Source organism: Rhodovulum sp. YNF3179 (assembly GCF_050586465.1).
Lineage (GTDB): Bacteria > Pseudomonadota > Alphaproteobacteria > Rhodobacterales > Rhodobacteraceae > CAJXYS01.
The window spans coordinates 60,458-82,573 of sequence record NZ_JBOCEG010000002.1; the positions used below are offsets into that span (position 1 = coordinate 60,458).

The 22,116-nt window shown below is 70.2% G+C and carries 25 protein-coding genes; 17 read left to right on the forward strand and 8 right to left on the reverse strand.

Annotation, left to right across the window (positions count from 1 at the left end; all coding sequences use genetic code 11):
* Nucleotides 1–82: 82 nt before the first annotated feature.
* A complete protein-coding gene (gene hrpB / locus ACQ5SP_RS03225) occupies nucleotides 83–2,551 on the reverse strand; it encodes an ATP-dependent helicase HrpB (protein WP_430936385.1) in 2,469 nt (822 codons plus the stop codon).
* Nucleotides 2,552–2,648: 97 nt separating this feature from the next.
* On the opposite strand from hrpB, the gene meaB reads away from it, so the two are divergent.
* The 5 genes from meaB (at nucleotide 2,649) to ACQ5SP_RS03250 (ending at nucleotide 5,667) form a co-directional block, all read left to right on the forward strand.
* Nucleotides 2,649–3,680: a methylmalonyl Co-A mutase-associated GTPase MeaB gene (meaB, locus tag ACQ5SP_RS03230; RefSeq protein WP_430936387.1), complete on the forward strand. Its 1,032-nt coding sequence runs from the start codon at nucleotides 2,649–2,651 to the stop codon at nucleotides 3,678–3,680.
* A 70-nt stretch (nucleotides 3,681–3,750) separates the two neighbouring features.
* A complete protein-coding gene (gene rpmB, locus ACQ5SP_RS03235; RefSeq protein WP_430936389.1) occupies nucleotides 3,751–4,044 on the forward strand; it encodes a 50S ribosomal protein L28 in 294 nt (97 codons plus the stop codon).
* Nucleotides 4,045–4,145: 101 nt separating this feature from the next.
* On the forward strand, nucleotides 4,146–4,499 hold the full coding sequence (locus ACQ5SP_RS03240) for a hypothetical protein (RefSeq protein WP_430936391.1): 354 nt from the start codon (nucleotides 4,146–4,148) through the stop codon (nucleotides 4,497–4,499).
* 35 nt (nucleotides 4,500–4,534) lie between these two features.
* Nucleotides 4,535–5,020 carry a copper chaperone PCu(A)C gene (locus ACQ5SP_RS03245; RefSeq protein ID WP_430936393.1) on the forward strand — a complete coding sequence of 162 codons (486 nt, stop codon included), beginning with the start codon at nucleotides 4,535–4,537 and terminating at the stop codon, nucleotides 5,018–5,020.
* A 95-nt stretch (nucleotides 5,021–5,115) separates the two neighbouring features.
* On the forward strand, nucleotides 5,116–5,667 hold the full coding sequence (locus ACQ5SP_RS03250) for a 2OG-Fe(II) oxygenase (RefSeq protein WP_430936395.1): 552 nt from the start codon (nucleotides 5,116–5,118) through the stop codon (nucleotides 5,665–5,667).
* 60 nt (nucleotides 5,668–5,727) lie between these two features.
* On the opposite strand, the gene ACQ5SP_RS03255 is transcribed toward ACQ5SP_RS03250, so the two are convergent.
* Nucleotides 5,728–6,426 carry an NAD-dependent deacylase gene (locus tag ACQ5SP_RS03255; RefSeq protein ID WP_430936397.1) on the reverse strand — a complete coding sequence of 233 codons (699 nt, stop codon included), beginning with the start codon at nucleotides 6,424–6,426 and terminating at the stop codon, nucleotides 5,728–5,730.
* A 127-nt stretch (nucleotides 6,427–6,553) separates the two neighbouring features.
* On the opposite strand from ACQ5SP_RS03255, the gene ACQ5SP_RS03260 reads away from it, so the two are divergent.
* Complete coding sequence (locus ACQ5SP_RS03260) at nucleotides 6,554–7,042, forward strand: low molecular weight protein-tyrosine-phosphatase (RefSeq protein ID WP_430936399.1); 489 nt, start codon at nucleotides 6,554–6,556, stop codon at nucleotides 7,040–7,042.
* On the opposite strand, the gene ACQ5SP_RS03265 is transcribed toward ACQ5SP_RS03260, so the two are convergent.
* The gene (locus ACQ5SP_RS03265; protein ID WP_430936401.1) at nucleotides 6,991–7,299 is read right to left on the reverse strand and encodes a hypothetical protein; all 309 of its coding nucleotides are present in this window, start codon (nucleotides 7,297–7,299) and stop codon (nucleotides 6,991–6,993) included. The two genes, ACQ5SP_RS03260 and ACQ5SP_RS03265, sit on opposite strands and share 52 nt — an antisense overlap.
* Nucleotides 7,300–7,510: 211 nt before the next feature.
* Between ACQ5SP_RS03265 and ACQ5SP_RS03270 the strand changes: the two genes are divergently transcribed.
* From ACQ5SP_RS03270 to ACQ5SP_RS03280, 3 genes are all read left to right on the forward strand, one after another.
* Nucleotides 7,511–9,103, forward strand: coding sequence for a site-specific DNA-methyltransferase (locus ACQ5SP_RS03270; RefSeq protein WP_430936403.1), 1,593 nt, complete (start codon nucleotides 7,511–7,513; stop codon nucleotides 9,101–9,103).
* Between the two features lie 56 nt (nucleotides 9,104–9,159).
* Entirely contained in the window at nucleotides 9,160–10,959 is a 1,800-nt protein-coding gene (gene lepA / locus ACQ5SP_RS03275; RefSeq protein ID WP_430936405.1) for a translation elongation factor 4, read from the forward strand.
* Nucleotides 10,960–11,065: 106 nt separating this feature from the next.
* Nucleotides 11,066–11,251, forward strand: a complete 186-nt coding sequence (locus ACQ5SP_RS03280; protein WP_430936407.1) for a CTP synthetase — start codon at nucleotides 11,066–11,068, stop codon at nucleotides 11,249–11,251.
* 20 nt (nucleotides 11,252–11,271) lie between these two features.
* On the opposite strand, the gene ACQ5SP_RS03285 is transcribed toward ACQ5SP_RS03280, so the two are convergent.
* Nucleotides 11,272–11,418, reverse strand: coding sequence for an entericidin A/B family lipoprotein (locus ACQ5SP_RS03285; protein WP_430936409.1), 147 nt, complete (start codon nucleotides 11,416–11,418; stop codon nucleotides 11,272–11,274).
* A 161-nt stretch (nucleotides 11,419–11,579) separates the two neighbouring features.
* Between ACQ5SP_RS03285 and ACQ5SP_RS03290 the strand changes: the two genes are divergently transcribed.
* Together ACQ5SP_RS03290 and ACQ5SP_RS03295 are read left to right on the forward strand one after the other, a co-directional pair.
* Nucleotides 11,580–12,029 carry a hypothetical protein gene (locus tag ACQ5SP_RS03290; RefSeq protein ID WP_430936411.1) on the forward strand — a complete coding sequence of 150 codons (450 nt, stop codon included), beginning with the start codon at nucleotides 11,580–11,582 and terminating at the stop codon, nucleotides 12,027–12,029.
* 116 nt (nucleotides 12,030–12,145) lie between these two features.
* Nucleotides 12,146–12,361 carry a hypothetical protein gene (locus ACQ5SP_RS03295; RefSeq protein ID WP_430936413.1) on the forward strand — a complete coding sequence of 72 codons (216 nt, stop codon included), beginning with the start codon at nucleotides 12,146–12,148 and terminating at the stop codon, nucleotides 12,359–12,361.
* A gap of 6 nt (nucleotides 12,362–12,367) precedes the next feature.
* On the opposite strand, the gene ACQ5SP_RS03300 is transcribed toward ACQ5SP_RS03295, so the two are convergent.
* Nucleotides 12,368–12,643, reverse strand: a complete 276-nt coding sequence (locus ACQ5SP_RS03300; protein ID WP_430936415.1) for a hypothetical protein — start codon at nucleotides 12,641–12,643, stop codon at nucleotides 12,368–12,370.
* A gap of 168 nt (nucleotides 12,644–12,811) precedes the next feature.
* On the opposite strand from ACQ5SP_RS03300, the gene ACQ5SP_RS03305 reads away from it, so the two are divergent.
* Entirely contained in the window at nucleotides 12,812–12,964 is a 153-nt protein-coding gene (locus ACQ5SP_RS03305; protein WP_430936417.1) for a CTP synthetase, read from the forward strand.
* Here the strand turns inward: ACQ5SP_RS03305 and ACQ5SP_RS03310 are convergent.
* On the reverse strand, nucleotides 12,961–13,737 hold the full coding sequence (locus tag ACQ5SP_RS03310) for an alpha/beta fold hydrolase (protein WP_430936419.1): 777 nt from the start codon (nucleotides 13,735–13,737) through the stop codon (nucleotides 12,961–12,963). The genes ACQ5SP_RS03305 and ACQ5SP_RS03310 overlap by 4 nt on opposite strands.
* Before the next feature lie 58 nt (nucleotides 13,738–13,795).
* Nucleotides 13,796–14,707 (reverse strand): pirin family protein, encoded by a 912-nt coding sequence (locus ACQ5SP_RS03315; protein WP_430936421.1) that lies wholly within the window; start codon nucleotides 14,705–14,707, stop codon nucleotides 13,796–13,798.
* Between the two features lie 172 nt (nucleotides 14,708–14,879).
* Here ACQ5SP_RS03315 and ACQ5SP_RS03320 point away from each other — a divergent pair, with 172 nt between their 5' ends.
* Nucleotides 14,880–15,356: a hypothetical protein gene (locus ACQ5SP_RS03320; protein WP_430936423.1), complete on the forward strand. Its 477-nt coding sequence runs from the start codon at nucleotides 14,880–14,882 to the stop codon at nucleotides 15,354–15,356.
* Nucleotides 15,357–15,380: 24 nt separating this feature from the next.
* Here the strand turns inward: ACQ5SP_RS03320 and ACQ5SP_RS03325 are convergent, their stop codons facing one another.
* Nucleotides 15,381–16,811 (reverse strand): Glu/Leu/Phe/Val family dehydrogenase, encoded by a 1,431-nt coding sequence (locus tag ACQ5SP_RS03325; RefSeq protein WP_430936425.1) that lies wholly within the window; start codon nucleotides 16,809–16,811, stop codon nucleotides 15,381–15,383.
* 275 nt (nucleotides 16,812–17,086) lie between these two features.
* Here ACQ5SP_RS03325 and ACQ5SP_RS03330 point away from each other — a divergent pair, with 275 nt between their 5' ends.
* From ACQ5SP_RS03330 to ACQ5SP_RS03345, 4 genes are read left to right on the forward strand one after another with little or no spacing between them, the layout of a single operon-like run.
* Complete coding sequence (locus ACQ5SP_RS03330) at nucleotides 17,087–18,337, forward strand: sarcosine oxidase subunit beta family protein (protein ID WP_430936427.1); 1,251 nt, start codon at nucleotides 17,087–17,089, stop codon at nucleotides 18,335–18,337.
* A gap of 11 nt (nucleotides 18,338–18,348) precedes the next feature.
* Nucleotides 18,349–18,621, forward strand: a complete 273-nt coding sequence (locus ACQ5SP_RS03335; RefSeq protein WP_430936429.1) for a sarcosine oxidase subunit delta — start codon at nucleotides 18,349–18,351, stop codon at nucleotides 18,619–18,621.
* Nucleotides 18,621–21,557 (forward strand): sarcosine oxidase subunit alpha family protein, encoded by a 2,937-nt coding sequence (locus ACQ5SP_RS03340; RefSeq protein WP_430936431.1) that lies wholly within the window; start codon nucleotides 18,621–18,623, stop codon nucleotides 21,555–21,557. Before ACQ5SP_RS03335 ends, ACQ5SP_RS03340 begins: the two co-directional genes overlap by 1 nt.
* Nucleotides 21,550–22,107: a sarcosine oxidase subunit gamma gene (locus tag ACQ5SP_RS03345; RefSeq protein WP_430936433.1), complete on the forward strand. Its 558-nt coding sequence runs from the start codon at nucleotides 21,550–21,552 to the stop codon at nucleotides 22,105–22,107. Before ACQ5SP_RS03340 ends, ACQ5SP_RS03345 begins: the two co-directional genes overlap by 8 nt.
* Nucleotides 22,108–22,116 lie beyond the last annotated feature (9 nt).

Genomic DNA, 22,116 nt, shown 5'->3' on the forward strand with positions numbered 1-22,116 from the left:
TCCCACTTGGACGCGCACTAAGGCGCCCGGCTCCAAGTGGTGGAAATATCCCCGCCGGAGGCATGGATTCCCGGCGGTGCCATCAGCCGCCCCTGCGTTTCGTCCGGGTGGTGGGCGCGGCCGCGGTCGGGTCCTCGGGCCAGGGATGCTTGGGATAGCGCCCGCGCATGTCCTTGCGGACATCCGCGTAGGATCTTGCCCAGAAACCCGGCAGGTCCGAGGTCGTCTGTACCGGGCGCCGCGCCGGCGAGAGCAGCGTGATCCTGAGCGGCAGCCGGTCCGGGCCGGCCACCGGGTGCGCCGTCAGGCCGAAGAGTTCCTGCAGGCGAACCGCGATCTCGGGGGTGTCGCCGGAATAGTCGATCGCGACACGGGTGCCGGTGGGCGCGGTGAAGCGGGCCGGGGCGAGCCGGTCGATCTCCGCCATCCGGGCGGGGCCGAGCCATGCCTCTAGGGGACCGGTCAGGTCGATGGCCTTCAGATCGGCCGCCGTCCTGGAGCCCGTGAGCCAGGGCAGCAGCCAGTCTTCCGCCGTGTCGAGCAGGGCCGCGTCCGACAGGTCGGGCAGCTCGACGCCCCGGGCCCGCAGGAACGCCACCCGTGCCCGGAGTCGCCGTGCCGCGGGCGAGACGTCGAGCGCGTCGAGCCCCAGGTCGCGCACGCCCTCCAGCGCCGCCGCGGCGATGCGGTCGGGCGGGCAGTCGCGCCAGATCCGGTCGTCGAGCACCAGGGCGCCGAGCCGCTCCTGCCGGCGGGCGATGACCTTTCGCGCGCGCCGCGACCATGCGCAGATGTCGACCCAGGCGATGCGGTCGCCATGCACCTCGCGCAGCGCGGTCTCGGTCAGCGCTGCAGCCTGTCGGATCCGCGCCTCGCGCGCGTCACCGTCGAGATCGGTGGCCACGAGCAGCCGCGCGGTGCCGAGATCGTCGCCGGGGTCGAGCCGCGCCCCCTTGCCGCCCGACAGGACGTAGCGCGGGTCGTCGCCGGGCCGGTGCAGGCCGATCCGGTCGGGATAGGCCCGCGCGGCCATCTGGCCGAGGCTCTGGGCGGGGCCTTCGCCGCGGGGCAGGCGGCGGGCCTCGGTGCGGATGCGCTCCACCGCGCCGCGGTCCAGGCCGTAGGGGCGCCGGGCCGCGAAGCGTTTCGGGTCGCCCACGGCCTCCCAGCGCAGCGCGAGATCGGCCGGGGCGCCGGCGAGCGGATCGCGGTCGGCCAGCAGCGCGGCCAGCCGGGGCGCGTCCGGTCCGCCGGTCAGCACCATGTGGGCCAGCCGCGGATGCAGCGGCATGGCCGCCATGCGCCGCCCGTGATCGGTGATCGCGCCCCCGTCCTCGAGTGCGCCCAGCTCGGCCAGCAGCCGGCGCGCCTCGGCGAAGGCGGCGGGATTGGGCGGGGTCAGGAACGGCAGCGCGGCGGCGTCGCGCGCGCCCCAGAGCGCGAGGTCGAGCGCGAGACCGGCCAGGTCGGCCGATTCGATCTCGGCCGGGGGATGGCCGGGCAGCGCGCCTTCCTCGCCGCGCGTCCACATCCTGTAGCAGATGCCCGCCGCGACCCGGCCCGCGCGCCCGCGGCGCTGGTCGGCCTCGGCGCGGGTCACGGGCTCGGTGACCAGCCGGGTCATGCCGGAGCCGGGATCGAACCGCGCCCGCCGCGCCCGGCCGCAGTCCACCACGACCCGGACGTCCTCGATGGTCAGCGAGGTCTCGGCGATCGCGGTGGCCAGCACCAGCTTGCGCCCGCTCCGCGCCGGCGCGATGGCCGCGCGCTGGGCGGCGAAATCCATGGCGCCGTAAAGCGGGCGGAGGGCGACGTCGCCGGGCAAGCGGCCATCCAGACGGGCCGCCACCCTGCGGATCTCGCCCGCACCGGGCAGGAAGACGAGGAGGCCGCCCGCCGTTTCCGCCGTGGCGCGCAGGACGAGATCGGCGGCCGCCTCTTCGAAGCGGGGGCCGCGCCCGTCGCCGCGCCGCCAGGGCGCGTCGCGCCAGCGGGTCTCGACGGGATGGGCGCGGCCTTCCGAGGTCACGAGCGGCGCGTCGCCCATCAGCGCGGCCACCGGGGCCGCGTCCAGCGTCGCCGACATCACCAGGAGTTTCAGGTCCTCGCGCAGCGCGGCGCGGGCCTCGAGCGTCAGCGCAAGCCCGAGATCGGCGTTGAGCGAGCGTTCGTGGAACTCGTCGAAGATCACCATGCCGATGCCCTCGAGCGACGGGTCGGCCTGGATCATCCGGGTCAGGATCCCCTCCGTCACCACCTCGATCCGGGTGCGGCCGGAGGTCTTGCTCTCGCCGCGGATGCGGTATCCCACCCTGGCGCCCGGCGTCTCGCCCAGCGTCTCGGCCATGCGCTGGGCGGCGGCGCGGGCCGCGAGCCGGCGTGGTTCCAGCATGACGAGGCGTCCCTCGAAGAGCCCGGCCTCCAGCAGCGCGAGCGGGACGCGGGTCGTCTTGCCCGCGCCCGGCGGGGCCTGCAGCACGGCCTGGCCCGCGCGCTCCAGGGCGGCGTGCAGGTCGGGCAGGGCGGCCTCGATAGGCAGGGCGGGGCTCACGGGCGGTCCTCTCGGATCGGGCGGGACCCACTGGACATACCGGCCCCGGGCAGGGCAGAAAACCCCGAACCGCCTGCCTGCCCCGGAGCGCCCTGACGTGACCGATATTCCCAAGCTAGCCGAAGACATCGCCGCCGGCAGCCGCCGGGCGCTGGCGCGTGCCATCACCCTGATCGAGAGCACGCGGGACGATCACCGCGCCGCGGCGGTCGCGCTGCTGGAGGCGCTGCGCCGCACCGACCCGCCCGAAGCGCTCCGCATCGGGCTCTCGGGCACGCCGGGGGTGGGCAAGTCCACCTTCATCGAGAGCTTCGGGATGATGCTGACCGGGCAGGGGATGAAGGTGGCGGTCCTGGCGGTCGACCCGTCCTCGGCCCGTTCCGGCGGCTCGATCCTGGGCGACAAGACCCGGATGGAACGGCTGTCGCGCGCGCCGGGGGCCTTCATCCGGCCCTCGCCCAGCCAGTCGGCGCTGGGCGGGGTCGCGCGGCGCACCCGCGAGGCCATCGCGCTCTGCGAGGCGGCGGGCTTCGACGTGGTGCTGGTGGAGACCGTCGGCGTGGGCCAGTCCGAAACCGTGGTGGCCGAGATGACCGACATCTTCGTGCTGCTGCTGGCGCCCGCGGGGGGCGACGAATTGCAGGGGGTGAAGCGCGGGATCATGGAGATCGCGGACCTGATCCTCGTGAACAAGGCCGACGGCCCGCTGAAGGAGACCGCCGCGCGCACCCGGGCCGACTACGCCGGCGCGCTCAAGCTTCTGCGCAAGCGGCCGCAGGATCCCGAGGGTTTTCCCAGGGCGATGACCGTCTCGGCGCTTCGGGACGAGGGGCTGGGCACCGCCTGGGACGCGATCACCGCGCTGGCCGACTGGCGGCGCGCCGAAAGCCACTGGGCGCGCAACCGCGCCGAACAATCCGAGCGCTGGTTCCGTGCCGAGGTGCGCGCGGGGCTGCTTGCGCGGCTCGACCGCGAGCCCGAGATCCGCGCGGCGCTGGAGCGGCTCGGCGCCGAGGTGGCCGCGCGCCGGCTCTCGCCCGAGGCGGGTGCGGCGGAGGTGCTCGCGCTGATGGGGGCGGGGCTGGCGCGGGGCGATGAATCGCTTGACGCCCCCGGCGTTTCGCCGTAAGACCCGCGCCCAGACCGGAGGTGCCGCCGCGCGCGGCGCCCATAACCCTATTTGCCCGAGGACCAGACACATGTCGCGCCGTTGTGAACTGACCGGAAAAGGCGTCATGGTTGGCAACAACGTCAGCCACGCCAACAACAAGACCAAGCGCCGTTTCCTGCCGAACCTGAACGACGTCTCGCTGATGTCGGACACGCTCGGCCGGACCTTCCAGCTGCGGATCTCGGCCTCGGCGCTGCGCACCGTGGATCACCGTGGCGGGCTCGACGCTTTCCTCGCCAAGGCGAAGGACGCGGAGCTGTCGCCGCGCGCGCTGAAGATCAAGCGCGACATCGCCAAGGCACAGGCGGCGACCGCGGCCTGATCCGCCGGACATCGCGTATGAAAGGCGGCCTCGTCCCACCGGGCGGGGCCGCTTCATTTTGTCCAGTGCCGGGGCGCGGCTGCCGCCCCTAGGTTGGGCGCATGACGTTCTTTCGCCCGCTCACGGCCTTCCTTCTGCTGCTCTCGGTGGCGCTTGCCAGCGTGACCATGGCGTCGGGTCGCGGGCAGGGGGCCGGAGGGACCGAGATGGTCATCTGCACCGGCACCACCATCAAGGTCGTCATGATCGGCCCCGATGGCGCGCCGGTCGAGGAGACCCGCGTCTGCCCGGATTACGGCCTGGCGCTCTTTGCCGGTGACGGCATCGACGCCGCGTCGCTGCCCGCCCGGCCGATGGCCTTCGACGCGGTGCCGGCGACCCGGTGCGCGGGCGTTGCCGTTCCCGCGGACGCCGCACCCCATCCCCCGGCCCGCGCGCCCCCCGTTCCTGTCTGATCCCGGACCAATTCCATCAGACAAAGGACAGACAGATGAAACGGACTTCCCTTTTCGCCGGCGCGCTCGCGGCCGGCCTCGGCCTGGCCGGTCTCGCGCAGGCCGCCGACATTACCATCGAGGATGCCTATGCCCGGTCCAGCACCGCCATGTCGAAATCGGGCGCGGCCTTCATGACCATCGTGAATGCCGGCGCGGGCGACGACCGGCTGATCGGCGCGGCCAGCGACATCGCCGCCCGGGTTGAACTGCACACCCACATCCAGGACGAGAACGGCGTGATGCTGATGCGCGAGGACGAGGATGGCTTCCCGATCCCGGCCGGCGGCAGCCACGCGCTGGCGCGCGGCGGCGACCACGTGATGTTCATGGGGCTCACCGCGCCGCTTGCGCATGGCGACACGGTCGCGCTGACGCTGACCTTCGAGAAGGCCGGCGAGATCACCCTGACCGTGCCGGTCGACCTGGAACGCAAGCCCGCCCATGGCGGCCAGATGCGCCAGGGCATGGGCCATAACTGATCCCCGGGCCGGAAGCGGCAGCATCCTGTCGCTTCCGGCGCAGATTTCCGCCGCGGTTCGGGCTTCCTGAAAGCCCTGTTCAGGATACCGGACCCATGCAGAGTTCTTTCGACGTTTCCGATGCCTTCACGGGCGCCGAGTGCGCGCGCATCATCGCGCTGGCCACGGGTGGCGCGCTTGCCGATGCCGGGCTGGTCGGGGGCACCACGCATCACAACATGCGCCGCGCCGACATCGCCTGGCTGGACGAGCGCGCCGGCAGCGACTGGGTGACCGACCGCATCGTCGACGTGGTGCGCGAGACCAACCGCAAGGTCTTCGACTTCGACCTGCGCGACTTCGCCGAGAGCGCGCAGGTCGCGCGTTACGGTGCCGACCGGGCGGGGCATTTCGACTGGCATTCCGATATCGGCGACGGGCCGGTGGCGCGCCGGCGCAAGCTGACGGTCGTGGTCCAGCTGTCGGACCCGGACGCCTATGAGGGCGGGGCGCTGGAACTGATGCCCGACGCCCATATCCGGCAGGCGCCGCGCGGGCGCGGCACCGCGACGCTGTTCCCGAGCTTCGTGCTGCACCGCGTCACGCCCGTGGAGGGCGGCGCGCGCTACTCGCTGACCCAGTGGGCCCACGGGCCGGCCTTCCGCTGAGCCGCTGCGCGGCAGATCGTGCCTCCGGCGGGGATATTTTCGCCACTTGGAGGGCGGCGGTCAGGTGCGGGCCAGCATCTCGTCGACCCAGGCGGGCACGATCCGGCCGGCCGGGCCATGGCGGGTTTCGTCGAAATCGGCGGCGCCGGCGGAAGGGTCGAGGTTGAGTTCCAGCGTGTAGGCGCCGGCGCGGGCGGCATCCTGGACGAAGGCGGCGGCGGGATAGACGTTGCCCGATGTGCCGATCGAGACGAAGAGCGCCGCGGCGCGCAGCCGGTCCCAGATCTCGTCCATGTGCTCGGGCATTTCCCCGAACCAGACGACGTCCGGGCGCGTCCGCGGGGCCGTGCAGGCCGGGCAGGCGTCATGCGGGTGCATCTCGTCCGGCGCGTCCCAGCGATGGCCGCAGCCCGCGCAGCGCGCGCGATCGATCCGGCCGTGCATGTGCCGGACGGCGCGGGTGCCCGCGCGCTCGTGCAGCGAGTCGATGTTCTGGGTCACGATCAGCACGCGGCCGGGCCAGGAGGCCTCGAGCCGGGCGAGCGCCGCATGGGCGGGGTTCGGGCTGGCGGCGCGGGCCTGGCGCCGCCGGGCGTTGTAGAAGTCGTGCACCAGCGCCGGGTCGCGGGCGAAGCCCTCGGGCGTGGCCACGTCCTCGAGCGGGTAGCGCGCCCAGATGCCGCCCGCGTCGCGGAAGGTGCCGAGCCCGGATTCGGCGGAGATGCCCGCCCCGGTGAGGATCACGATATCGCCGGCCATGACGTCCCCCTTTCCTGCCCGGGCCGCAGGCTAGCGCCGCGCCCGCCATCGGCCAAGCCCCGGGACGGCACGCCTTGCCCGGGGCGGGGCGGGCTGCTAGCTCATCGGGCAGGAAAGGAACCCGCCCATGCGCCGCATACTCTTCGTCTGTCTCGGCAATATCTGCCGCTCGCCCACCGCGGAGGGGGTCGTGCGCGCCCGCGCCGCGGCGGCCGGGCTGGACCTGGATCTCGACAGCGCCGGGACCGGCGACTGGCACCTGGGCCACCCGCCGCACCCGCCGGCGATCGCGGCGGCGGCGGCGCGGGGCTACGACCTGGCGCCGCTGCGCGCCCGCCAGGTGGCGCCGGACGATTTCGAGGCCTTCGACCTGATCCTGGCGATGGACGCGTCGAACCGCGCCGCGCTCGAGCGGCTGCGCCCGCCCGGCAACGATACGCCGGTCGCGATGCTGCTCGACCATGCGGCGGGACGGGCCGGCGCGGACCTGCCGGACCCGTATTTCACCGGGGATTTCGAGGGCGTTCTCGACCTGGTGGAAGAGGCCGCCGACGGGCTGATCGATCAGCTCCGCCGCGTGCAGAACTCCTCGGCCGCCTCGCCGAAGGCGCGGTAACGCTGCCAGAAACCCTCGTGCCGGCGGTTGTCGGACTGCCGGATTTCCTGTGCGCGATGCGGATCCTTGAAGAACTGCGCGGCCATGCGCTGGTCGGAGCGGTCGAGCGTCAGGTCGGCCACGTCCTGGATGCAGCCGCAGAGCGCGCGGTCACCCTTGGCGCGGTCGGAGCGGTTGCAGGCGTTCTCGATCGGGCCGGCCTGGGCCACCGGCGCCACGAGCGCGACCATCGTCGCGGCGAGAAGCGTCTTTCTCATCTGTCTGCCTCGGTCTGTGCGGGGGATACCGCTTTTTTCTTCGCGAAAGTATGCCCCGAAACCGCCTTTCGCGCAATTGCACAGGCTGTCGCGGCTCCGCCGGATCAGGCGATTGACCGGGTCCGCGGCGCCCCCCTAGGCTACCACTGACATGTGATCAGCGAGTGCCGCCGGTATGGGCAACCATCTCTATTACGGGGACAACCTCGCCGTGCTGCGCGAGAGCGTGGCGGACGAGAGCGTTGACCTGATCTACCTCGACCCGCCCTTCAATTCGAACGCCTCCTACAACGTGCTGTTCAAAGGGCCCTCTGGCAGCGAAAGCGCCGCCCAGATCGAGGCCTTCGACGACACCTGGCACTGGACCGACGCGGCCGAGGAAGCCTTCGACGAGGTGCGCCGCTCGGGCAACGCCGAGGCCGCGACGATGCTGACCGCGATGCGGTCCTTCCTCGGCGAAAACGACATGATGGCCTATCTCGCCATGATGGCCGTGCGGCTTCTGGAGCTGCACCGGGTGCTGAAGCCGACGGGGTCGCTCTACCTGCACTGCGATCCGACGGCGAGCCATTACCTGAAGATCCTGCTGGATGCGGTGTTCGGGGCGCGGAATTTCAAGAACGAGATCGACTGGAAGCGGACAACGACCCACAGCGACGCGAAAACGTGGAGCAACAACGCCGATTGCATACTTTTCTATGCGAAGTCGGAAAAAGCGTTCACCTGGAACACGCCTCGAGAGCCTCATTCGGCTGAATATGTCAAATCAAAATATGGCCGCGATGACAATGATGGACGAGGCCCATATCGCCTTGACAACATGACAAGCCCGAGCCCGCGCCCCAAAATGATGTATGATTGGCTTGGGTTTCCGTATCCAGAAAAAGGCTGGCGTTATCAGCGCGAAACGATGCAGCGGCTGCACGACGAGGGCCGGATTTGGTATCCCACCCATAAAAATGGTGATTTCAATACGAGCCGCAGACCACAATTGAAACGCTACCTGAACGAGATGGAAGGTGGGGTGATGGGCGACATCTGGACGGACATCCCACCGCTCAACTCGCAAGCCAAGGAACGCCTCGGCTACCCCACCCAGAAACCCGTCGCGCTCCTCGAACGCATCCTACAGGCCTCCTCCAACCCTGGCGACGTCGTCCTCGATCCGTTCTGCGGCTGCGGCACCACCGTCCATGCCGCCGAGAAACTCGGGCGGCAGTGGATAGGCATCGACGTCACCCACCTCGCCATCGGCCTGATCGAGAAACGCCTGCGCGACGCCTTCGAAGGCGTGCAATTCACCACCCATGGCGTCCCGCAGGACCTGTCGGGCGCGCGCGACCTCGCCCGCCGGGGGCAGGAGGACCCGCGCTACTACTACGAGTTCGAGAAATGGGCGGTCGCCCTTCTGTCGGGTCAGCCCACAAAACGCTCGGGCGACGGCGGCATCGACGGCAACCTCTATTTCGGCAAGACCGGCCGCGCGATCATCGAAGTGAAATCGGGTAAGGTGGGCACCCCCCAGATCGCCCGCCTGCGCGGCGCCATGGAACGGCACAAGGCCGACATCGCAGTCTTCCTGACCCTCGATCCGCCGAACCGCAACATGATCTCCGAGGCCGCCGCCGCGGGCGGCTACGAGATGGACGGCTTTACCCCCGTCCCGCGCCTGCAGGTCGTCACCATCGAGGAGGCGTTGCAGCTTCGCGACCGCGCCGTGCGCCTGCCCGCCCGCCGCGACGACGCCTTCAAGCGCGCCGCGCGCGAGAACGGGGCGGGGGCGCAGGCGGCCTTCGATCTCTGAGGCCATGGCGCCGCAGCCACTTGTCCCGGGGGGCGTTCCGGTGCATATCCAGCGCCATGACAGAGCTCGCCCATATCCGCAATTTCTCCATCGTGGCCCATATCGACCACGGCAAGTCGACGCTGGCCGACCGGCTGATCCAGCTGACCGGCACCGTGGCCGAGCGCGACATGCGCGACCAGCTGCTCGACGCCATGGATATCGAGCGCGAACGCGGCATCACGATCAAGGCCAACACGGTTCGGATCGACTACCCGGCCAAGGACGGGCACACCTATGTGCTCAACCTGATCGACACGCCCGGACACGTCGATTTCGCCTATGAGGTCAGCCGCTCGATGCGCGCGGTCGAGGGCTCGCTTCTGGTCGTCGACGCGACACAGGGCGTCGAGGCGCAGACGCTGGCCAATGTCTACCAGGCCATCGACGCCGACCACGAGATCGTGCCGGTGCTGAACAAGATCGACCTGCCCGCGGCCGAGCCGGAGCGGGTGATGGAGCAGATCGAGGACGTGATCGGCATCGACGCCTCGGACGCGATCCCGATCTCGGCCAAGACCGGGATGGGCATCCCGGACGTGCTCGAGGCCATCGTGCAGCGCCTGCCGCCCCCCGAGGGCGACCGCGACGCGCCCCTCAAGGCGATGCTGGTGGACAGCTGGTACGACCCCTATCTGGGCGTCGTGGTGCTGGTGCGGATCATGGACGGCGTGCTGCGCAAGGGCGACAAGATCCGCATGATGCAGACCGGCGCGCTGTACGGCGTCGACAAGCTGGCGGTGCTGAAACCCGCCATGCTCGACGTCAAGGAGCTGGGCCCGGGCGAGATCGGCATCCTGACGGCCTCGATCAAGCAGGTGCGCGACACCCGCGTGGGCGACACGATCACCCACGAGAAGAAGGGCGCGGAAACCGCGCTGCCGGGCTTCAAGCCCTCGGTGCCGGTGGTCTTCTGCGGGCTGTTCCCGGTCGATTCGGCCGAGTTCGAGGACCTGCGCACCGCGATCGAGAAGCTGGCGCTGAACGACGCCTCCTTCAGCTACGAGATGGAGACCTCGGCGGCGCTGGGCTTCGGCTTCCGCTGCGGGTTCCTCGGCCTGCTGCATCTCGAGGTGATCCGCGACCGGCTGGAACGCGAATGGGGCATCGAGCTGATCACCACGGCGCCGTCGGTGGTCTATAACGTCCACATGAAGGACGGCGAGATGCGCGAGCTGCACAACCCCGCCGACATGCCGGACCTGACCCATGTGGCCCATATCGAGGAGCCGCGCATCAAGGCCACCATCATGGTGCCCGACGAGTTCCTGGGCGACGTGCTGAAGCTTTGCCAGGACCGCCGCGGCATCCAGCTTGACCTGACCTATGCGGGCAGCCGGGCGATGGTGGTCTACGACCTGCCGCTCAACGAGGTGGTGTTCGACTTCTACGACCGGCTGAAATCGGTGACCCGCGGCTATGCCAGCTTCGACTACCAGATGGAGGGCTACCGCGCCGACAACCTGGTGAAGATGCAGATCCTGGTCAATGACGAGCCGGTGGACGCGTTGTCGATCATGGTCCACCGGGACCGGGCCGAGAGCCGCGGCCGCGCGATGTGCGAGAAGCTGAAGGAGCTGATCCCGCGCCACATGTTCAAGATCCCGATCCAGGCGGCCATCGGCGGCAAGGTCATCGCCCGCGAAACGCTGGCGGCGCTGCGCAAGGACGTCACCGCCAAGTGCTATGGCGGGGACGTGACGCGGAAGAAGAAGCTCCTGGAAAAGCAGAAGGCCGGCAAGAAGAAGATGCGCCAGTTCGGCAAGGTGGAGATCCCGCAGCAGGCCTTCATCAACGCGCTGAAGATGGACAACTGAGGGCATCCGCGCATCCCGCGCGGCCGGGCCGCCGCAGCCTGACCCAGATCAAGGCCGCCGCCGGGCGCGCGGGTTAGGGCGGACCCGTCCGCCAGACGGAGGGTTCATGCTGCCGCTCATCCTGCTTTTGCACATCTTCATCGGCGCGACGCTGGCCGGCGTCGCGATCGTCGTCGTGCTGGTCATGGGCTGGGGCGGGCTCTGGCCGATCCTGGGCGCGGCGGGCGCCGGGTTCCTCGTGGCCTTTCCCGCGGCCTGGCTTGTCGCGCGCAATCTGCACGGGGACGGCTGAGCGCCCCCGCGCGCTGTTGGTCACATCTCGTTCCGGACGTCCTGGCTCTCGTGCTGGAGCGTCTCGCCGGCGCGCTCGATATCCTCGCCGGCGCCTTCCATCGTTTCGCAGCCCGCCAGCGCCAGCAGCGCGCCGAAGGGCAGGGCGATCGGTCTCTTCGGGGTCATGATGTCCTCCGTGTCCGGTTGCGCCGCGCCAACGTCTCGCGCGCGCCCCAGGTCCCGGCGGCGTCGCGCGGGGTGCGACGTTGTTACATATATATATTACAAATATACAATATAGCGTGGCCCCGGGAAACGCGCTCAACCGACACGCCAAGGAGCAGATCATGCTGAAGACCCTTACCGCCGCCGCCGCCGCCGCGCTCGCGCTGACGGCCTTGCCGGCCGCCGCCGATGACCACATGGCCAGGGCCGAGCGCCTCGTCACCGTGGTGACGGCCGAGAACCCGCAGACCCAGCTGATGTCGATGGTCCTGACCATGCAGGCCGTGGCCAAGGGCACCCGCGTGCACATGCTGCTCTGTGGCCCGGCCGGGGACATCGCGCTCGACGATGCGCCCGAGAGCGCCACCGCCGGCCAGCCGCCCAGGGACATGAGCCCGCAGGGGCTGCTCACGCAGATCGTTGCGAAGGGCGCCACGGTCGAGGTCTGCGCGATCTACCTGCCCGGCAAGGGACTTCAGCCCGAGGCGCTGATCGACGGCGTCGGTGTCGCCCAGCCGCCGGCGATGGCCGACGCGCTGCTCGAGTCCGGCGCGGCCGTCTGGTCCTTCTGAGCCGGCCCGGCGCGGCCCGCATGCCGCGGGCCGCCCGGAACCCGCCGGGCGTCGGAACGTTTCCTCCGTGACGCCGCCGCACCCGACCGCGCGGCGGCGATGGAAAGGAGGATGTCATGGATCGTCTCGCCCTGCTCATCTACCTGATGGCCGCAGTGACCCTGATGGGAAGTTTCGTCATCGCCGCGCTGACCGCCGGGCTTTACACCTGGCCCGTCATCGTCGTGGCCGCCGCCGCTGGCGCGCTAGTGGCCGCGCCCCTCAGCTGGGTGCTCGCCAAGCGGATCAAGCGCCGCGACCCGTTCTGGCCGCGCCGGCACCGCGCCGCCTGAGGCGGCTCACTCGGCGCCGCGCGCGGCGCCGGGATGCGTCTGCATGAAGTGCTTGAGCACCGCGTAGAGCTCCTTGGCATGCGCCACGTCGTCGCGGTGCAGCGCATCCCGGATATCCTCGCAGATCATCCGCTGGATCGCCTGCGGCCCCTTGGGCATATGCTCCATGTAATCGGCCAGCGCCGCCGCGTTCACGCCCTCGACATGCTCGTGTTCCGCGATCGCCGCGATCTCCTCGCGCGTCAGCGACGTCATGTCGACGATATCGTCCAGAGTGATCATTCGCCTCCCTCCCCCTGAGAGTGCCACGGCGCATCATAGCATGCGCCCGCCGCGCGCGGCTTGCGCTGGATCAAGGCGCGCGGGCGCGGCTGTGGCAGGGTGGCGGCGGAAACGCGCGTTCGAGGGACGGAGGGTATGATGTTCCGCTTGGCCTTGCCGATTTTCTTGATGGCCGCCACCACCCTGATGGGGGTGGCCGTCGTGGCGGTGCTGACCGCCGGGTTCGACACGACGCGCCCGATCGTCGCCGCCGCCGTGGTGGGCTTCGTCGCGGCGCTGCCGGTGACCTGGGCGGTGGTGCGGGCGCTGCGCGGCAGCTAGTCCGCGGGGTGCCGATCCAGGAAGGCGGTGACCGCCGCCTCGGTCTCGCGGGGCTTCTCGGCATGGAGCCAGTGCCCCGCGCCCGGGACCTGTTCCAGTTCCGCCCGCGGGAAGAGCGCGCGGATGGCGGGCCCGGCGTCATCGGTGACATAGTCCGACAGCGCGCCGGCGAGGAACAGCGCCGGGCCGTCGAACCGGCCGTCGATCTCGGGAAAGCCGATGATGCGGTCCATTTCGGCCTTGAGCGCGTCCAGGTTGAGCATCCAGCGCGGGGCCGCCCCCTTGAGATCCAGCGATTGCAGCAGGAACGCGCGCACCGGTGCCTCGGCCACGTGTCCGCCGAGCTGTTCGTCGGCGTCGCGGCGGCTCTCGACCTGCGAGAGATCGACCGCCTGCATGGCCTCGATCAGCGGTGTCTGGCTGTGGCCGTAGCCGAGCGGCGCGATATCGGCCACGATCAGCCGCGCGACACGCGCCGGCCGGGTAAGCGCCAGCACCATCGCCGCCTTGCCCCCCATCGAATGGCCGAGGACATCCGCCCGTCCGCCATGCGCCGCGATCACCTCGGCCAGGTCGTCGGCAAGGTTCGGGTAGGCGTGGGCGGCGGTCCACGGGCTTGCGCCGTGGTTGCGCATGTCCACCGCGATCACCTGCCGCGCGGCCGAGAGCCGCTTGGCCAGGACGCCCCAGTTGCGCGCCGAGCCGAACAGCCCGTGCGCGATCACGAGCGGCGGCTGGTCGGTCGGATCGCCGGTGACGACTGTATTGAGCATGGGGCACCTCCTGCGCGGCGTTCTAGGCAACGCCGCGCAGTTTGGCCAGTGTCCGCGATCAATGGGCGGGGCGGATGAAGGTGCCGTTGCGCAGCTCGGTGACGGCCTGCATCAGCTCCTCGCGTGTGTTCATCACGATGGGGCCATGCCAGGCGACGGGTTCCTGGATCGGCGCCCCGGCGATCAGCAGGAAGCGGATGCCCTCCTCGCCGGCCTGCACGGTGATCTCGTCGCCGGTGCCGAACTTGACCAGCGTCCGGTTGCCGGACATGTCGCGGATGTTGACCTCCTCGCCCATGACCTCCTTCTCGAGCAGCACGCCATGGGGCTGCGAGGCGTCGGCGAAGCGCCCGGCGCCGGCAAAGACATAGGCGAAGGCGCGGCGGTAGGTATCCACCGGCAGGCGCTTGGTCACCAGCGGCGGCACGCTCACGTCGAGATAGAGCGGATCGGCGGCGATCCCGTCGACCGGGCCGGACTGCCCCCAGAAAGAGCCGGTGATGACCCGCACCCGGGTGCCGTCATCGTCGATGATCTCGGGGATGTCCTTGCCCTTGACGTCCTGGTAGCGCGGCGCCGTCATCTTGAGGCTCGAGGGCAGGTTCGCCCAGAGCTGGAAGCCGTGCATCCGGCCATCGGCGCTGCCCTGGGGCATTTCCTGGTGCATGATGCCCGAGCCGGCGGTCATCCACTGCACGTCGCCGGCGGCGAGCGTGCCGGTATTGCCCAGGCTGTCGCCATGCTCGACCGTGCCGTCGAGCACGTAGGTGATCGTCTCGATGCCGCGATGCGGGTGCCAGGGAAAGCCGCGCAGGAAATCCTCGGGTCGCTCGTTGCGGAAATCGTCGAAAAGCAGGAACGGGTCGAGCTCCGACGGGTCCTGGAAACCGAAGGCGCGGTGCAGCTTCACGCCGGCGCCTTCCAGCGTCGGGCTGGCGGCACGGGTCGCGGTGACGGGTCTGATGGACATGGCGCTCTCCTGTCGCAAAGGGTTGGGTGGAAGGTAGGCCCGCCAGCGCCGCCGGACAATTCCGCGGGGCCGCACGGGCGCCGCGCATCCCTGCACAGCCGCGCGCCGCTGGACCCGGCCGGCCGCGCCGTCTAAGAGGGCGCAGGCGAGACGGGCAGGGAGGCGCCAGCCGATGAACGAGTTTCAGGTACGGGTCGAGGCATCTGGCCCCAGGCGGGTCTTCGCGCTGGTGGTGCTGGCGGTGCTGGGCGGCACGCTCGTCTATGTGGGGCTGGCCACGCCGCCGCAGTCCCTGGGATGGCAGGTCTTCCTGATCGTGGCCGGGCTGGCGGCGCTGGCGCTGTCGGTGCGGACCTGGCAGGCCACCGAAGAAGCGGTCGTCCTGCGCGAGGACGGGCTCTACGAGACCGGCGGCCGGCAGATCTGCCGCGTGGAGGACGTCGAGAGCGTCGATCGCGGGCTGTTCGCCTTCAAGCCGTCGAACGGCTTCCTGGTCCGCCTGAAGACGCCGCAGCCCCGCGCCTGGGCGCCGGGGCTCTGGTGGCGGCTGGGCCGGCGGGTCGGCATCGGCGGCGTCACGCCGGGGGCGCAGGCCCGCGTGATGGCCGATGTGCTGACCGCCCGCATCATGGAGCGCGACCGCGGCTGAGCGGCCCGGCGCCGGCCCCGGAAGCTAGAGCCCCTTGGCCTGGTAGCTCTCCGCCACGCGCTTGATCGAGACGAGATAGGCGGCCGTGCGCAGGTCGGTGACGTCGTCATGCTCGTGCCAGACCTCGCGCATGGCCTGGTAGGCGGTGCGCATGGTGTCGTCCAGCCCCGAGCGGACGAGTTCCAGCTCTCCGGCGCCCTTGAGATAGGCCTCGGTGAAGCTGGCCGAGAGCTTGGCCTCGACACCGGCTTCCCCCAGCACGCGGTTGATCTCGTCGACGAGCAGCTGGTGGCGCGCTTCCTCCTGGCGGCGCTGCATCCGGCCGAAGCGGATATGGCTGAGGTTCTTGACCCATTCGAAATAGGACACCGTGACGCCGCCGGCATTAGCGTACATGTCGGGAATGATGACGGTGCCCTTCTTGCGCAGCACGTCGTCGGCCGGCGCGGTCACCGGCCCGTTCGCGGCCTCGATGATCAGCTTCGCCTTGACCCGCTCGGCGTTGTTCATGTTGATCACGCCCTCGACGGCGGCCGGGATCAGGACGTCGCATTCCTCTTCCAGGAGGTGGCGGGAATCGACCACGTATTCGCCGGAATAGTAGCCCTTCACCCCGCCATGCTGGGAGATGTAGCGGTGCAGCCCTTCGATATCGAGCCCGTCCTTGTCGTAGAGTCCGCCGTCGCGCTCGATCACGCCGATGACCTTGGCGCCGTCCTCCTCGGTCAGGAACTTGGCGGCGTGGTAGCCCACGTTCCCGAGACCCTGGACGATGACCTTCTTGCCCTCGAGCGTGCCCTGCAGCCCCGCCTTCTTCTTGTCATCGGCATGGCGGAAGAACTCGCGCAGCGCGTATTGCACGCCGCGCCCGGTGGCCTCGACGCGGCCCTGGATGCCGCCGGCATGGGGCGGCTTGCCGGTCACGCAGGCACGCGCGTTGATGTCGGTGGTGTGCATGCGGCTGTACTGGTCGGCGATCCAGGCCATCTCGCGTTCCCCGGTGCCCATGTCGGGGGCGGGGACGTTCTGGCTCGGGCTGATGAGATCGCGCTTGGCCAGCTCGTAGGCGAAGCGGCGCGTGACCAGTTCGAGTTCGTGTTCCTCGTATTCGCGCGGATCGATGCAGAGCCCGCCCTTGGAGCCGCCGAAGGGCGCCTCGACGATGGCGCATTTGTAGGTCATCAGCGCCGCCAGCGCCTCGACCTCGTCCTGGTTGACCGCGGTGGCGTAGCGGATGCCGCCCTTGACCGGCTCCATGTGTTCGGAGTGCACCGAGCGGTAGCCGGTGAAGGTCTTGATCTGGCCGCGGAGCCGCACGCCGAAGCGGACCGTGTAGGTGGCGTTGCAGACCCGGATTTTTTCCTCGAGCCCGGGCGGCAGGTCCATCAGGGCGACGGCCCGGTTGAACATCAGGTCGACGGATTCGCGGAAGGTCGGTTCGGGCTTCTTCAACATTGGGTCCCCCCTCTTGGTGGCGTTCTGTCGTCGGTTCCCCCCGCCGCCCCGCGGCCGGGGACGCGCCCCTGCGGCAAAATGACCATGACCGAAAACAGTTTCGGAATCCATTCCGGATAGGGGGGTCTGGGAAAATCCACGGCACAGCCGCGGAAGTCCGGTGCGGCCATGTCGTGGACGGACCGGGAAAATGTCGGGGAATGGCGCGGAATTGGCAGCCGGTCATTGAACACTCGCCCCGGGGCTGTAGGCTGGCCCCGCAAGACGGAGACCCCATGCGCTATTCCGCTCTGAGATTGCTGAAGGAAGGCCTGACCGGCCAGAAGGGCTGGACGCCGCATTGGCGCGACCCCGCGCCGAAGGACGACTACGACATCGTTCTGATCGGTGGCGGGGGGCACGGGCTGTCCACGGCCTATTACCTCGCCAAGAACCATGGCCTGACCAATGTCGCGGTGCTGGAGAAGGGATATCTCGGCGGTGGCAATGTGGGGCGGAACACCACGATCGTGCGCGCCAACTATTTCCTCGACGGCAACTCGCAGTTCTACAGCCATTCGCTCAAGCTCTGGGAAGGGCTGGAGCAGGAGCTGAACTACAACGTGATGCATTCCCAGCGCGGGCTCATCAACCTGTTCCATTCCGACGGCCAGCGCGACGCCTTCGCCCGCCGGGGCAACGCGATGGTCAACCAGGGCGACGACGCGATCCTCTTGGACCGCGAAGGCGTGCGCAAACATCTGCCCTATCTCGATTTCGACAACACGCGCTTCCCGATCTACGGCGGCCTGCTGCATCCGCGCGGCGGCACCGCGCGCCACGACGCGGTCGCCTGGGGGTATGCCCGCGGGGCCGACCGGCGCGGCGTGGACCTGATCCAGAATTGCGAGGTGACCGGCATCGACGTCGAGGCCGGGCGCGTCACTGGCGTGCAGACCACCCGCGGCGCGATCCGCGCCCGGAAGGTCGGCATCGTCACCGCGGGCCGGTCGGGCCAGGTGGCCGCCATGGCCGGGATGCGCCTGCCCATCGAGAGCCATATCCTGCAGGCCTTCGTGACCGAGGGGCTGAAGCCCGTGATCGACCATGTCGTCAGCTTCGGCATGGGGCATTTCTACATCAGCCAGTCCGACAAGGGCGGCCTGGTCTTTGGCGGCGATCTCGATTTCTACGCCTCCTACGCGCAGCGCGGGAACCTGCCGATGGCCGAGCATGTCATGGAGGCGGGCATGACGCTGATGCCGATGATCGGAAAGGCGCGGGTGCTGCGCAGCTGGGGCGGGATCATGGACATGACGCCGGACGGCTCGCCCATCATCGACAAGACCCATATCGACGGGCTCTATGTCGACTGCGGCTGGTGCTACGGCGGCTTCAAGGCGGTGCCGGCCTCGGGCTGGTGCTTCGCCCATCTCATCGCCCGGGACGCGCCGCACGAGGTCGCGGCCAAGTACCGGCTGGATCGGTTCCGCACGGGGCACCTCCTCGACGAGGAAGGCACCGGCAGCCAGCACAACCTGCACTGAGGGAGGACCGAATGCGCATCACATGCCCCCTCTGCGGCGACCGCGACCTGCGCGAGTTCACCTATGGCGGCGCGGCGGTCTACATGGATCGGCCCGGCGCGGACGCGGATCTCGACGCGCTCGAGGCGTATCTGCACCTGCGCGACAATCCCGCCGGCCCGACCGAGGAGCTCTGGAGCCACGACATGGGCTGCCGCGCCTGGCTGAAGGTGCGGCGCGACACCGTCACCCACGAGATCCTCGGCACCGCGCTGGCGGCCGAGGCCAAGCGGGGGGCGGGCTGATGCGTCTCGACACGGGCGGGCTGATCGACCGCGACGCGCCGCTGCGCTTCCGCTTCGACGGCAAGGGCCATGCCGGGCTGAAGGGCGACACGCTGGCCTCCGCGCTGCTGGCCAACGGCGTGCGGCTGATGGGCCGGTCCTTCAAGTATCACCGGCCGCGCGGCGTGATGACCGCCGGATCGGAAGAGCCGAACGCGCTGGTGCAGATCGGCGCCGGCGACCAGGTCGCGCCCAATGTCCGGGCCACCCAGCAGGAGATTTACGACGGTCTGACGGCGACGAGCCAGAACCGCTGGCCGTCCCTGCGGACGGACCTGCTCGCGGTCAATGACTGGCTGTCGCCGTTCCTGGGCGCGGGGTTCTACTACAAGACCTTCATGTGGCCGCGTAGCTTCTGGGAAAAGCTTTACGAGCCGGTGATCCGCCGCGCCGCGGGTCTCGGCGCATTGTCCGGGGCGACGGACACCGCGCGCTACGACAAGGCCTTCGCCCATTGCGACGTCCTGGTGATCGGCGCCGGGCCCGCCGGGCTGATGGCGGCGCTGACCGCGGCGCGGGGCGGGGCCGACGTGATCCTCGCCGACGAGGATTTCCGCCCCGGCGGCCGGCTCAATGCCGAACGCGAAGAGGTGGGCGGCCTGCCGGGCCATCTCTGGGCCGAGGAAACGATCCGCACCCTCGCGGAGATGGACAATGTGCGCATCATGCGCCGCACCACCGTCACCGGCGCCTATGACGGCGGTACCTACGGCGCGCTGGAACGGGTCGGCGAACATGTCGGCGATCTGCCGGACGCGGCGCCGGTGCAGACCTTCTGGCGGATCGCCGCGCGGCGCGCGATCCTCGCGGCCGGCGCGACCGAGCGGCCCATCGCGTTTCCCGACAACGACCGGCCCGGCGTTATGCTGGCCGGCGCCGTGCGCGCCTATGCCAATCGCTGGGCGGTGGCGCCGGGCAAACGGGTCGCGGTCTTCGGCAACAATGACGATGCCTGGCGCACCGCGCGCGATCTCGCCGCCGCCGGGGTCGAGATCGCCGCGATGATCGACACGCGGCAGGATGCGGGGGGCACGGGCGATTTCCCGGTCCATCGCGGCGCCGTGGTGACCGGCACCAGGGGGCGGCTCGGCCTGACGGGCCTGACGGTGCGGGGCGCGGGCGGCAGCGAGGAGATCGCCGCCGACACGCTTGCCGTCTCGGGCGGCTGGAACCCGGCGGTGCACCTGACCTGCCACATGAACGGCCGCCCGGTCTGGGACGCGGCGATCGCGGCCTTCGTCCCGGCCGAGAACGCGGTGCCGGGCCTGCTGCCCGCCGGCGCGGCCGCGGGCCGGATGACCACCGCCGCCGCGCTGGCCAGCGGCGACGCCGCCGCACGGACGGCGCTTGAGGCGCTCGGCGCCGCGGCCCCGACGCCGGACGTCCCGCAAGCCGAGGATGGCGAGACGGCCATCACGCCCTTCTGGCATGTCACCGGCACCCGGGGGCGCGCCTGGCTCGACTTCCAGAACGACGTGACGGTCAAGGACGTCAAGCTTGCCCACCAGGAGAACTTCCGCTCGGTCGAGCACATGAAACGCTACACGACGCTGGGCATGGCGACCGACCAGGGGAAGCTGTCCAATATCGGGGCGCTGGCGGTCCTGTCGGAACTGACCGGCCGCCCGATCCCCGAGACGGGCACCACGACCTTCCGCCCGCCCTACACCCCGGTGCGGATCGGCGCGCTGGGCGCGCATGCCCGCGGCAGCGGCTTCGCGCCGCAGCGCTACACGACCTCGCACGAGGCGAGCCGCGCGCGCGGCGCGCCCTTCATAGAGGCCGGGCTCTGGTACCGCCCGAGCTATTTCCCCCGCCCGGGAGAGACCACCTGGCGCGAGTCCTGCGACCGCGAGGTGCGGATGGTGCGCGAGTCGGTCGGGGTGGCCGACGTCTCGACGCTGGGCAAGATCGACATTCAGGGGCCGGATGCCGCGGCCTTCCTCGATTTCGTCTATGCCAACACCTTCTCGACGCTGAAGCCGGGCCGCGTGCGCTACGGGATCATGCTGCGCGAGGATGGCCATGTCATGGATGACGGCACGACGGCGCGGCTCGACGAGCACCGTTTCCTGATGACGACGACCACCGCCGCGGCCGGACAGGTCATGCGGCATCTCGAATACGTCCAGCAGGTCCTGCGCCCCGATCTCGACGTGCAGACGCTTTCGGTCACGGATCACTGGGCGCAGTTCGCCGTCGCCGGGCCGAAGGCGCGCGATCTTCTGGACAGCCTCGTCGACGAGGATATCGCCGACGCGGCGTTTCCCTTCATGTCCTGCGGCCCGGTGACGGTCGCCGGCGTGGCCGGGCGGCTGTTCCGGATTTCCTTCTCGGGCGAGCTGGCCTACGAGATCGCGGTGCCGGCCCGCTATGGCGATGCGCTCTTCCGCGCGCTCGTCACCCGCGCCGAGAGCCTCGAGGGCGGCGCCTACGGGATGGAAGCGCTCAACGTGCTCAGGATCGAGAAGGGCTTCCTGACCCATGCCGAGCTGCATGGCCGGACCACGCCCTTCGACCTCGGGATGGCGCGGATGGTCAGCGCCAGGAAGGACTGCATCGGCCAGCTGGCCACCACCCGCGAGGGGCTGGCCGGCCCCGAGCGTGAACAACTCGTCGGGCTGAAGCCGGTCGAGAACGGCGCGCGGATCCTGCCCGGCGCGCATCTTTTCGCAGAGGGCGCCGAGGCGGTGCGCGTCAATGACCAGGGCTACGTCACCAGCGCCGGGTTCTCGCCCACGCTGAACACGACCCTGGCGCTCGGTTTCCTGCGTGACGGACGGGCACGCCATGGCGAGACGATCCGCATGGTCGATCATCTGCGCGGGGCCGAGACGGCCTGCACGGTCTGCCCGCCCGTCTTCTTCGATCCGGAAGGGAGCCGTGTCCGTGGTTGAGCTGATCGCGAAATCCCCCGTGGCCGACCTGCTGCCGGTCGAGGCCGGGTCCTGCCGTCTCGTCGCGTGCGCGCCTGCCGCGATCACCGCGATCGCCCCCTATGCCGGCGCCGAGGAAGCGCTGTCGCAGGCGCTCGACTCCGCGCACGGCCTTGCCCTGCCACCCGCCGGTCGCGCCGCGGGGACGCCGGGGGCGCGGCTGATCTGGGCCGGCTACCGGCAGTACATGCTGGTGGGCGAGATCGCGCCGGATGCCGCCGTCGCCGCCCATGCGGCGGTGACGGATCTCAGCGACGGCTGGGTGGTCCTGCGGCTCGAGGGGGCGGGGACCGAGTCGGTCCTGGCGCGGCTGACGCCGCTCGACCTGCACCCGGGCGTCTTCAGGCCCGGCCACGCCGCGCGCACCGAGCTGGCGCACATGATGGCCGTGCTGACCCGCACCGAGGAGGGCATGGAGATCATGCTGATGCGTTCCTTCGCGCGCTGGGGCGTCGCCCGGATCGCCGAGGCGATGGAGAGCGTCGCGGCGCAGGCCGGCTTGCCGGACTGAGGTTTCGCA